Raw genomic sequence first — 10,207 nt, forward strand, 5'->3', positions numbered from 1 at the left:
GCCGCGGCGATGCCGCAGCGCCCGCCTGCGCCGGTGGCGACCCCCGAGCCGCGCCGCCCCTCCGCCGACGAAGAGGCCCGCCTGCGCGCGCTCATCGAGGGCAAGGCCTCGCCCGCGCGTGGAGACAGCTACGTGCTGCAGATCGGTGCCTTCAGCGACGCCGTCAAGGCCGCCAGGCTGGTCGATGATCTGCGCGCGCGCGGCTTCCCGGCCTACACCGAGCGCGCCGGCAACGTGATGCGGGTGCGTGTCGGTCCGGTGGCCGGTCGCGCCGAGGCGGACGCCACCGCGGCCCGCCTCAAGGCCGCCGGACACCCGGCGGTCCTGCAGCCGCGCTGACTTCCCGGATCATGACCGTCTTCGACTACGTCTTTCTCGGCCTGCTCGCCTTCTCCGCGCTCATCGGCATGTGGCGCGGCCTGGTCAGCGAGGTCATGGCGGTGCTCGCGTGGGCGGCAGCGCTCTTCGCCGCGTGGCGCTATAACGAAGAAGCGGCCGGGGTCTTCACCGGCATGATCGTCGAGCCGATGTGGCGCCAGGTCGCGGGTGGTGCGCTGGTCGTGGTCGGGGTGCTGATCCTCGCCGCGTTGCTGCGTTACCTGTTGCGCGAGTTGCTGCGCGCCGCCGGGCTGGGCGCCACCGACCGCTTCTTCGGCGCGCTCTTCGGCATCGCGCGCGGGCTGGCGGTCGCCTTCGTGGTGGTGCTGATCGGCGGGCTCGCCGGCGTTTCCAAGGAGCCGTGGTGGCGCGACGCGCTGTTCGCGGCGCCGCTGGAGTCGGCGGTGATCGCCGCCAAACCCTGGCTGCCTGCAGAGGTAGCCGACAAGATTCGATTCAGATAGGCCTCAATCCATGTGCGGAATTCTCGGTGTCGTCGCCACCTCCCCGGTCAACCAACTGCTCTATGACGGCCTCCAGGTGTTGCAGCACCGCGGCCAGGACGCGGCGGGCATCGCCACCTCGGAGGGCGGGCGTTTCCACATGCACAAGGGCTCCGGCCTCGTGCGCGACGTGTTCCGCACGCGCAACATGCGCAATCTCCAGGGCAACTGGGGTATCGGCCATGTGCGCTACCCGACCGCGGGCTCGGCCTACAACGCCGCCGAGGCGCAGCCCTTCTACGTCAACTCGCCCTTCGGCCTGTTGCTGGCGCACAACGGCAACCTGACCAACTCGGAAGCGCTCAAGCGCGAGATGTTCCTGTCCGACCTGCGCCACATCAACACCAGCAGCGACTCCGAGGTGCTGCTCAACGTCTTCGCACACGAGCTGCAGGCTGCCTGCAAGGGGCTCAAGATCGACGAGGAGGCCATCTTCACCGCGGTCGCCGGCGTGCATCGGCGCTGCCGCGGCGCCTACGCGGTGGTGGTGATGATCGCCGGCTACGGTCTGCTCGCCTTCCGCGACCCTTACGGCATCCGCCCCCTGGTGATCGGCCGCAACGACTGCGAGGCCGGCACCGAGTGGCTGGTGGCCTCGGAGTCGGTGGCGGTGGACGTGCTCGGCTTCCGCCTGCTGCGCGACGTCGCGCCGGGCGAGGCGGTGCTGGTCGATACCGCCGGCCGCTTCCACAGCCGCCAGTGCGCCGCGCGCACGGTGCATGCGCCGTGCATGTTCGAGTTCGTCTACCTGGCACGGCCGGATTCGATCATCGATGGCGTGTCGGTGTACGAGTCGCGCATGAAGATGGGCGAGTTCCTCGCCGACAAGATGCGCCGCACCATGCCCAACGTGCACATCGACGTGGTGATCCCGATCCCCGACTCCAGCCGCCCCTCGGCGATGCAGATGGCCGACCGGCTCGACCTGCCCTTCCGCGAGGGCTTCGTCAAGAACCGCTACATCGGCCGCACCTTCATCATGCCCGGCCAGGCCACGCGCCGGAAGTCGGTACGCCAGAAGCTCAACACCATCCATCAGGAGTTCAAGGGCAAGAGCGTGCTGCTGGTCGACGACTCCATCGTGCGCGGCACGACCAGCAAGGAGATCGTCAACATGGCGCGCGAGGCGGGGGCCACCAAGGTCTATCTCGCCTCGGCCGCGCCGCCGGTGCGCTACGCCAACGTCTACGGCATCGACATGCCCACGCGCGGCGAGCTGATCGCCTCCGACCGCAGTGAAGAGGAGATCTGCCGCGAGATCGGCGCCGACGGCCTCATCTACCAGGACCTCGACGACCTCAAGGCCTCGGTGCGTGCGCTCAATCCCTCGCTGCAGTTCTTCGAGACCTCGTGTTTCGACGGCCACTACATCACCGGCGACATCACCGTCGAGTACCTCAACGGCGTCGAGAACCAGCGCAGTGAAGCCAAGCCGGGCAAGAACGACCAGGATGACGGGGACGATGGCCAGCTCGACCTGAACCTCGCCTCCGACGCCGAGCACTGAGTCGCCCCCAAGACGAAACCAAGCACGACCACGATGAACCGCCCCCTTCCGCCCGAGCTTCACCCCGACACCCTGGCCGTGCGCGCCGGCACCGAGCGCACGCAGTTCCGCGAGCACGGCGAGGCGATGTACCTCACCTCGAGCTTCGTCTTCGACAGCGCCGCGCAGGCCGCCGCCTGCTTCTCGGGCGAGGAGGAGGGCTACGTCTACGCGCGCTTCTCCAACCCCACCGTGACCGCGATGCAGAACCGGCTCGCCGCGCTCGAAGGCGGCGAGGCCTGCATCGCCACCGCGTCCGGCATGTCCGCGATCCTGTCGCTGGCGATGGCGACCATGCAGGCGGGCGACCACGTGGTGGCCTCCAACGGGCTGTTCGGCGCCACCCAGCAGCTCTTCGGCGGCATCCTGTCGAAGTTCGGCATCGCCACCAGCTTCGTGCCGGCCACCGAGCTCGACGCCTGGCGCGCCGCGGTCACGCCGCGCACCAGGCTCTTCTTCACCGAGACGCCCTCCAACCCGCTCACCGAGGTCATCGACATCGCCGGCGTGGCGGCGATCGCGCGCGCGGCCGGAGTGATCTTCGCGGTCGACAACTGCTTCTGCACCCCGGCGCTGCAGCGCCCGCTGGAGCTCGGCGCCGACGTTGTCGTGCATTCGGCCACCAAGTACCTCGACGGCCAGGGCAGGGTGCTCGGCGGCGCGGTGGTCGGCAGCAAGGCGATCACCGACGAGGTGTTCAAGTTCCTGCGCACCGCCGGGCCGACCCTGTCGCCGTTCAACGCCTGGGTCATCCTCAAGGGCCTCGAGACGCTGCGCATCCGCATGGAAGCGCAGTCGGCGAGCGCGCTCGAGCTGGCGCGCTGGCTCGAGGCGCAGCCGGGCGTGGCGCGGGTGTACTACCCCGGGCTGGAATCCCACCCCCAGCACGTGCTGGCGATGCGCCAGCAAAAGAGCGGCGGCGCCATCGTCAGCTTCGACGTGAAGGGCGGCCGCGAGGCGGCCTGGAAGGTGGTCGACGCCACCCGCCTGATCTCGATCACCGCCAACCTCGGCGACACCAAGAGCACCATCACCCACCCCGCGACCACCACCCACGGCCGCATCAGCGCGGAGGCCCGCGCCACCGCCGGCATCGGCGACGGCCTGCTGCGCATCGCCGTCGGTCTGGAAGACGTCGACGACCTCAAGGCCGACCTCGCCCGCGGCCTGGCGGGCTGACGCGCGTCCGTCGCAGATATCACACCGGCCTCTGCCCGAAGCGTTCGAGCCTCCTGCAGGCGCGACGCAAGTCGTATGGGTTCCTGTAGGAGCGACGCAAGTCGCGATGCGCGGCGCCGATGCGGATCGCCGTCATTTCAGCGCCCGATCGCGACTTGCGTCGCTCCCACGGAAAACCCGCCACAGCCCGGGCCTGTATGTAGGAGCGACGCAAGTCGCGATCCAGCGCGCATCCAAGCAAGACATCGCGCCGGAAAACGCCACCGGAACCATCCCTGGCCTGCCGCACTCGCGACCAAGCCTGCGTCGCCTTCAGGCCTCGCCGTCCAGATCCTCGAACGCCTCCGCCGGCGACAGCGTCATGTCCACGCTCTCCAGGCGCAGGGCGGGCCCGTCGCCTTCGCTCTCGAGCAGGATCCAGTGCCCGGCGTCGCGGCGGTACAGCTCGAGGCGGCGCTGATCGACGTCGACCAGCAGGTATTCCTGCAGATCCGCCAGCTTTCGATAAGCGGCGAACTTGATCCCGCGGTCGCAGGCGGCGGTGGAGTCCGACAGCACCTCCACCACCAGGCGCGGATGCTCGATCGCCAGCTCGGCGCGGCGGTCGCGCTCATCGCAGGTGACCATCACGTCCGGGTAGAAATAGGCGTCCGCATCGGCGACGAAGAGCTTCATGTCGGAAACGAACGTGTCGCAGCGTGAGCCCTTGAGGTGCGCGCGCAGTCGACTCGCGACAGCCAACGCGGCCAGCGCATGCCCTCGCCTCACCCCCACCATCGCGAATACCTCGCCGGCCAGATACTCGTGCTTGTCCGGCTGCGCGGCCTCCCAGTCGAGGTAGGCCTGCCGATTCAGTGTCGCGGCTTCCTGTGCGTGTCCCATTGCGAAGCTCCAGTCGATGTCCCGCCATTGTGGGCGAGGAGGGCGGCGGCTTCAACGCTACACGCGTGCAAGGCCGCGGATCCCCGGCTGCCGATCGCGCCCGATCCCCATGGCATCATGTCTGCCCCCACATCTTCCCGGACCCGCAACCCATGAAGACCATCGGCCTGCTCGGCGGCATGAGCTGGGAATCCACCGTGCCCTACTACCGCCAGATCAACGAAGCGGTGAAGGCCCGCCTTGGCGGCCTGCACTCGGCCAGGATCGTGCTGTACAGCGTCGACTTCGCCGAGATCGAGCGCCTGCAGCACGCCGGCGACTGGGACGCCGCCGGCGCCGTGCTCGCCGCGGCCGCGCAGGCGCTGGAGCGCGCCGGTGCCGACTTCATCGTGCTGTGCACCAACACCATGCACAAGGTGGCCCCCGCCATCGAGGCCGCGGTGAACATCCCGCTGCTCCACATCGCCGATCCGACCGCCGCGGCCATCCGCCACGCCGGCCTGTCCCGCGTCGGCCTGCTCGGCACGCGCTTCACCATGGAGCAGGCCTTCTACCGCGGCCGGCTGGAGGAGCGCCACGGCATCGCGGTGCTGGTCCCCGCAGCGGACGACCGCGACCGCGTGCATCGCGTGATCTACGAGGAGCTCTGTCTCGGCCGCGTCGAAGACGCCTCGCGCGCCGCCTACCGCGCGGTGATGCGCCGCCTGGTCGAACGCGGTGCGCAAGGCATCATCCTCGGCTGCACCGAGATCTCGTTGCTGGTGTCCGGGCAGGATGCGAGCGTGCCGCTGTTCGACACCATCGCGATCCATGCGGCGGCGGCGGTGGAGCTGGCGCTCGGGGAGGGGCAGGAGGGGGGCGCCGTGTTGTAGCGCCGGCGAACCCCGGGCGGTGGGACGTGCGGGCAATGCGTACGGCCGCGTCCGCGGGGATAGGCCCGAAGGCTTTTGCGCGCTGCCCTTACATCTCGCGTAAAGGTCGATGGCGCTCGTCTATGCTGAAGCAAGGGGATGACGGGTGTCCGTGTCGGTCGGCAGTGGCCGCGGAGCGTGGCCCCGGCTGAATGTGGAAGGGTGAGCCATGAAAGAACTCATCAAGCGCTTGAGGAAGATCCTCGACACGGTCCAAATGGCCGACGATCTTCGTAAACGCCTCGAAAGGCTGCTGGAGGCCCTCGAGGGGGGGGAACCGACTGATATCGTCATTGCCCGCTTGCTGGCTGATTTGCTCGAGCTGGGTGCTGACCGGCTTCCCGGCCCGGTGGGCGACTTCGTCAAGGCTTATGCGGAGGCATTCCGAAACGCCATCGATGCGATTCTCGCCGTGCTGTGGAAGCGTTACCGCGAGGCACGCCGGGCCGGACTCGACCACCAGGAGGCCAACGACCTCGTCACCTTCGATGCGAAGATCTGCGAATGGCTCCGCTTCCGCTGGTTGCTGGAGCAGTTCGATGAATCGCGTGAAGCGGCTGGCGACGGCGAGAGGGAAGAGATTCCGGGAGGACTGATCCCGGGACCATTCGATCCGCCGGAAGGTGAGCCAGAGCCGCTACCACCCGTGCAGCTCTGGGATGACGAGCACGATGGCTGTTGCCGAGGCCTCAGCGCGCGCCAGCGCGAGCCGGTGGCGAGCATCATCCACGAGCGCGTCTATCGCGAAGGTGGAAGCTGGTACATCGACGCGATTATCGAGATCACGCACCGATGCGGGCTGAAGTTCGGAGGGGTCAGGGCGCTCTACATCAACATCGGGTCGGGCGCCATCAAGCTGCAACGCCACTACGCGACCGAATCGGCTGCCGTCGGCGGGAGGGGAAAGCGGTACACGTGGAGGCGCTTGCAGGTGTCCGCCCAGGAGCCGCGCGAGATCCTCGTGCACGTACGCGCCGTTTCGGCCTGCATCGGTGTCCTGGACCGTATGGTGCGCATCGGCTGATCGACCGAAGGGGCGCGCGGACGCTTCAGCCGCCACTGAGCGCCTGCACGAGGACGAGCGTGTCGTCCGCGCGCAGCGGATGGGCAGGATCGAAGATCTGTCCGCCGTCGGCGAAGAAGCGGACGTGGCGCCGCAGCCGGCCTTGCTCGTCGATGACGCGGAAGCGGATGCCCGGATAGCGACGATCGAGGTCGGTCAGCACCGCATCCAGGGTGGCGCCCTCGGCATCGACCTCGCGCACGCCGGTGTAGGACAGCAGCGGCGTGGGAATCAGCACCTTCATGTCGCGGCGGCGCTCGGATGGCCGGTCTCGACCGCGAGGATCTCCGGCAGGTGCCGTGCGATGCACTGCCAGTGCTCACCCTCGTCGGCGCTCGTCCACAGCTCGCCGCTGGTGGTGCCGAAGTAGAGCCCCAGCGGGTCCAGCCCATCGGCGCACATCGACTGGCGCTTGACCGTCCACCACGCCTGCTGCGGCGGCAGGCCGCGGTCCAGGCGCTGCCAGCTCGCCCCGCCGTCGCGGGTGCCATACACCGCCGGGCGGCCGCCCGGGCTCGTGCGCGGCCAGACGTCGGTGCCGTCCATCGGGAAGATCCACGCGCGCTCGGCGTCGCGCGGATGCACCACGAGCGGAAAGCCGATGTCGCCGACCTCCGCAGGCATGTTGCGACCGATCCGCACCCACTCGTCGCCCGGGCGGTCGAGCCGGTACACGCCGCAGTGATTCTGCTGGTAGAGCCGGTCCGGTGCGCTCGGGCACATCCGGATGCAGTGCGGGTCGTGGAAGCTGGGGTCGGCGCGGTCGAAGCCCTCGACCACCTCGAGCCCGTTCAGGAGTGGCGCGAAGCTGCGCCCGGCGTCGCGGGACTCGTGCACGCCGCCGCCCGACATGCCGATGTACAGATGCGCGGGGTCGCGCGGGTCGATGATGATCGAATGCAGCTTGGGCCCGTCCGGCGTACCGTCCTGCACGGTGCCCATCCACCGGATGTACTGCGGGTCGTCGTTGAGGCAGGAGAACGGCGTCCAGTGCACGCCGCCGTCGGTGGAGCGGAACAGGCCCTGCGGCGAGGTGCCTGCATACCAGCAGCCGGGTTCGCCGGCGGGGGCGGGGGTGAGCCAGAAAGTGTGGTCCACCGTGCGCCCTGCAGTGCCTTGGGGGGCACGCGCGAAGGCGGGCGGCTGGACGGCCTCCGACCAGTGCCGGCCGAGGTCGGTGGAGCGGAACAGGGTGGGGCCAAGATGGCCGGTCCTGGCGGCGGCGAGCAGCGTACGGCCGTCGCGCGGGTCGAGCACCGCGTGGCTGACGATCTGGCCGAGCAGTTGGGGCCCCTCCACCCGCCAGGTCCGGCGCGCGGTGTCGCTGTGGAAGAACCAGGCGCCCTTGCGGGTCGCCACCAGCACCATGATCGTGCCCTCGGATCCGTTCATGACTGAGCTCCGCGCAGGGGCGGACCCGGAAGCCCCCGGGCCGCGCCTTTCCTGTTCTATAGACCAGGATGCTGCGGCTTGCCGGATGCAGGAGCGCGCCGCGGCGGATCGATCAGCGTCCGGAAGCGGCGTCCATGCGCGTGAAATTCGCGCCGTCGAAGGCGAGCCAGGCCGCGTGGCCGCGCCAGTCGGGCAGCACGCGGCGGATGCAGTCGTGGCCGTCCACCCGGATGCAGTGGGTGTCGGGGCGGTGGGTGTGGCCGTGCACCAGCGTGGGGTAGCCGTGTTCGCGCAGCAGCGCGGCGACCGCGTCGGCGTTGACGTCCATGATCTCCATGGCTTTTTCGGCCTTGGCGGCCTCGCTCTTCTGGCGCAGGCCGGCGATGAAGGCCTTGCGCGCGGCCAGCGGCTGGGCGAGGAAGCCGGCCTGCCAGGCGGGGTCGCGCACCTGGCGGCGGAAGGCCTGGTAGGCGAGGTCGTCGGTGCATAGCGCGTCGCCGTGGGCGAGCAGCAGGACGGGGGCGTCGGTAGCGTCTGCGTCGTCGCGATCGCCGCAGCGCACGCGCGCCGGGTCCTCGAGCAGGGTCGCGCCGATCGCCGCGGCGAAGGCCGGGCCGGCGAGCAGGTCGCGGTTGCCGGTCATGAAGAAGACCGCGGTGCCGGCGTCGGCGAGCTGACGGATCGCCGCGGCGATGCGGGCGTTGAAGGGGGTCTCGAGGTCGTCGTCGCCGGCCCAGTATTCGAACAGGTCGCCGAGGATGAAGAGGCTCGCGGCCGCGCGCGCCGGGCCGTGCAGGAAGTCGAGGAAGGCGGCGGCGTTGGCGGGCTCGTCCTCGGTCAGGTGGAGGTCGGAAATGAACAATGCCGGAAGCGCCGCGCGGGCGGCTTCCGGCATCGTGGCGGCGGCCCCGCCCGGCCGGGCCGGGGCGGAGGCGACTTGCGAAGGGTCGCGCGCGGGCACGATCAGACGACTTCGGCGCGCTCGATGATCACGTCTTCCTTCGGCACGTCCTGGTGGAAGCCGCTGGAGCCGGTCTTGACCTTGCGGATGCTGTCGACCACGTCCATGCCCTCGCTGACCTTGCCGAACACACAGTAGCCCCAGCCCTGCAGGTCGGGCGAGGTGTGGTTGAGGAAGGCGTTGTCGGCGACGTTGATGAAGAACTGCGCGGTGGCCGAGTGCGGGGCCTGGGTGCGCGCCATGGCGATGGTGCCGCGGTCGTTCTTGAGGCCGTTGTCGGCCTCGTTCTTGATCTGCTCGCCAGTGGCCTTCTGCTTCATGCCGGGCTCGAAGCCGCCGCCCTGGATCATGAAGCCGTCGATGACGCGGTGGAAGACGGTGTTGTCGTAGTGGCCGGCCTCGACGTAGGCGAGGAAGTTGGCCACGGTGACGGGGGCCTTCTCGGCGTCGAGTTCGAGGGTGATGACGCCGTGGTTGGTGTGCAGCTTGACTGCCATGGGGGTTCTCCTGGGGTGGGTCCGGTGTGGGCCCGGCAGCGTGGTCGCCGGGCAGGGGGGGTGTGGGTTCGCTTCGCGGGCTTACTTCGCAGGCTTCTTCGCCGGCGCGGCGGTGCCGACCACGCGCGCGCTCTCGACGACGATCGCCTCGACCGGGACGTTCTGGTGGAAGCCGCGGTTGGCGGTGGGCAGCTTGGCGATCTTGTCGACGACCTCCATGCCCTTGACGACCTTGCCGAACACCGCGTAGCCCCAGCCGTCGCGCGACGGGTAGTCGAGGAAGGTGTTGGGGACGAGGTTGATGAAGAACTGCGCGCTCGCCGAGTGCGGGTCGGAGGTGCGCGCCATCGCCAGGGTGCCGCGCTCGTTCTTGAGGCCGTTTTTGGCCTCGTTCTCGATCGGGGCGCGCGTGGCCTTCTGGTTCATGCTTGCGTCGAAGCCGCCGCCCTGCACCATGAAGCCGTCGATCACGCGGTGGAACACGGTGCCGTCGTAGAAGCCGTCCTTCACATACTGCACGAAGTTCTCGGCGGACTTGGGCGCCTTGTCGGCGAAGACCTCGACGACGATATCGCCCTGGCTGGTCTTGAGCTCGACCGTCGGGTTGGCGGCGAGCACCGGGAAGGCTAGGCTGGCCGCGGTGGCGAAGGCAAGCAGGTGTCGTTTCATGGGGACTCCTGGAATGGGGCGGAAGGATGGCCGCCGGGATGGCTGGAGAGCTGGCAGGACGCGGGCGCTCCGGGCAAGCCCGATGCGCGTGCCGCATGCGCTCCCGATGCACGCCGGGCGGCCGGGCCCGGGGAAGGGGGCGGAGGCGGCGTGCTATACTCGCGCGCTTGCGTGGGCCTGCCGAAGTCCGCCTCGAGCGCCGGATTCTAGCAACAAGCCCCCCCCC

At 69.4% G+C, this 10,207-nt stretch carries 12 protein-coding genes; 6 read left to right on the forward strand and 6 right to left on the reverse strand.

The features are described from left to right. The 4 genes from C665_RS15830 to C665_RS15845 all read left to right on the forward strand — a co-directional run. On the forward strand, nucleotides 1–339 hold a 339-nt coding region (locus C665_RS15830), incomplete at its 5' end, for an SPOR domain-containing protein (RefSeq protein WP_004322206.1). Between the two features lie 11 nt (nucleotides 340–350). After that, the gene (locus C665_RS15835; RefSeq protein ID WP_004322207.1) at nucleotides 351–842 is read left to right on the forward strand and encodes a CvpA family protein; all 492 of its coding nucleotides are present in this window, start codon (nucleotides 351–353) and stop codon (nucleotides 840–842) included. 10 nt (nucleotides 843–852) lie between these two features. Beyond that, nucleotides 853–2,388, forward strand: a complete 1,536-nt coding sequence (gene purF / locus C665_RS15840) for an amidophosphoribosyltransferase (RefSeq protein ID WP_004322209.1) — start codon at nucleotides 853–855, stop codon at nucleotides 2,386–2,388. A 33-nt stretch (nucleotides 2,389–2,421) separates the two neighbouring features. Next, nucleotides 2,422–3,606, forward strand: coding sequence for an O-succinylhomoserine sulfhydrylase (locus tag C665_RS15845; RefSeq protein ID WP_004322211.1), 1,185 nt, complete (start codon nucleotides 2,422–2,424; stop codon nucleotides 3,604–3,606). A 312-nt stretch (nucleotides 3,607–3,918) separates the two neighbouring features. On the opposite strand, the gene C665_RS15850 is transcribed toward C665_RS15845, so the two are convergent. Beyond that, nucleotides 3,919–4,488: a Uma2 family endonuclease gene (locus tag C665_RS15850; RefSeq protein ID WP_004322212.1), complete on the reverse strand. Its 570-nt coding sequence runs from the start codon at nucleotides 4,486–4,488 to the stop codon at nucleotides 3,919–3,921. 152 nt (nucleotides 4,489–4,640) lie between these two features. Between C665_RS15850 and C665_RS15855 the strand changes: the two genes are divergently transcribed. Both C665_RS15855 and C665_RS15860 read left to right on the forward strand, forming a co-directional pair. Further along, the gene (locus C665_RS15855) at nucleotides 4,641–5,360 is read left to right on the forward strand and encodes an aspartate/glutamate racemase family protein (RefSeq protein WP_004322213.1); all 720 of its coding nucleotides are present in this window, start codon (nucleotides 4,641–4,643) and stop codon (nucleotides 5,358–5,360) included. 208 nt (nucleotides 5,361–5,568) lie between these two features. Beyond that, on the forward strand, nucleotides 5,569–6,423 hold the full coding sequence (locus C665_RS15860; protein ID WP_004322215.1) for a hypothetical protein: 855 nt from the start codon (nucleotides 5,569–5,571) through the stop codon (nucleotides 6,421–6,423). Between the two features lie 25 nt (nucleotides 6,424–6,448). Here C665_RS15860 and C665_RS15865 read toward each other — a convergent pair whose 3' ends face one another. The 5 genes from C665_RS15865 to C665_RS15885 all read right to left on the reverse strand — a co-directional run bounded on the left by C665_RS15865 (nucleotide 6,449) and on the right by C665_RS15885 (nucleotide 9,981). Beyond that, nucleotides 6,449–6,706 carry a MoaD/ThiS family protein gene (locus C665_RS15865; protein ID WP_004322216.1) on the reverse strand — a complete coding sequence of 86 codons (258 nt, stop codon included), beginning with the start codon at nucleotides 6,704–6,706 and terminating at the stop codon, nucleotides 6,449–6,451. Then, complete coding sequence (locus C665_RS15870; protein WP_004322217.1) at nucleotides 6,703–7,854, reverse strand: beta propeller repeat protein; 1,152 nt, start codon at nucleotides 7,852–7,854, stop codon at nucleotides 6,703–6,705. Before C665_RS15870 ends, C665_RS15865 begins: the two co-directional genes overlap by 4 nt. 112 nt (nucleotides 7,855–7,966) lie before the next feature. After that, the gene (locus C665_RS15875; protein ID WP_004322219.1) at nucleotides 7,967–8,749 is read right to left on the reverse strand and encodes a UDP-2,3-diacylglucosamine diphosphatase; all 783 of its coding nucleotides are present in this window, start codon (nucleotides 8,747–8,749) and stop codon (nucleotides 7,967–7,969) included. A gap of 68 nt (nucleotides 8,750–8,817) precedes the next feature. After that, nucleotides 8,818–9,312 carry a peptidylprolyl isomerase gene (locus C665_RS15880; RefSeq protein ID WP_004322220.1) on the reverse strand — a complete coding sequence of 165 codons (495 nt, stop codon included), beginning with the start codon at nucleotides 9,310–9,312 and terminating at the stop codon, nucleotides 8,818–8,820. An 81-nt stretch (nucleotides 9,313–9,393) separates the two neighbouring features. Beyond that, nucleotides 9,394–9,981 (reverse strand): peptidylprolyl isomerase, encoded by a 588-nt coding sequence (locus C665_RS15885; RefSeq protein WP_004322221.1) that lies wholly within the window; start codon nucleotides 9,979–9,981, stop codon nucleotides 9,394–9,396. Nucleotides 9,982–10,207: the final 226 nt, after the last annotated feature.

It is taken from the genome of Thauera aminoaromatica S2 (assembly GCF_000310185.1).
In the GTDB taxonomy this organism is placed as follows: Bacteria; Pseudomonadota; Gammaproteobacteria; order Burkholderiales; family Rhodocyclaceae; genus Thauera; species Thauera aminoaromatica.

Coding starts and splice junctions, on each gene's coding strand:
- C665_RS15835 (WP_004322207.1), top strand. CDS start 351: ATGACCGTCTTCGACTACGTCTTTCTCGGCCTGCTCGCCTTCTCCGCG.
- purF (WP_004322209.1), top strand. CDS start 853: ATGTGCGGAATTCTCGGTGTCGTCGCCACCTCCCCGGTCAACCAACTG.
- C665_RS15845 (WP_004322211.1), top strand. CDS start 2,422: ATGAACCGCCCCCTTCCGCCCGAGCTTCACCCCGACACCCTGGCCGTG.
- C665_RS15850 (WP_004322212.1), bottom strand. CDS start 4,488: ATGGGACACGCACAGGAAGCCGCGACACTGAATCGGCAGGCCTACCTC.
- C665_RS15855 (WP_004322213.1), top strand. CDS start 4,641: ATGAAGACCATCGGCCTGCTCGGCGGCATGAGCTGGGAATCCACCGTG.
- C665_RS15860 (WP_004322215.1), top strand. CDS start 5,569: ATGAAAGAACTCATCAAGCGCTTGAGGAAGATCCTCGACACGGTCCAA.
- C665_RS15865 (WP_004322216.1), bottom strand. CDS start 6,706: ATGAAGGTGCTGATTCCCACGCCGCTGCTGTCCTACACCGGCGTGCGC.
- C665_RS15870 (WP_004322217.1), bottom strand. CDS start 7,854: ATGAACGGATCCGAGGGCACGATCATGGTGCTGGTGGCGACCCGCAAG.
- C665_RS15875 (WP_004322219.1), bottom strand. CDS start 8,749: ATGCCGGAAGCCGCCCGCGCGGCGCTTCCGGCATTGTTCATTTCCGAC.
- C665_RS15880 (WP_004322220.1), bottom strand. CDS start 9,312: ATGGCAGTCAAGCTGCACACCAACCACGGCGTCATCACCCTCGAACTC.
- C665_RS15885 (WP_004322221.1), bottom strand. CDS start 9,981: ATGAAACGACACCTGCTTGCCTTCGCCACCGCGGCCAGCCTAGCCTTC.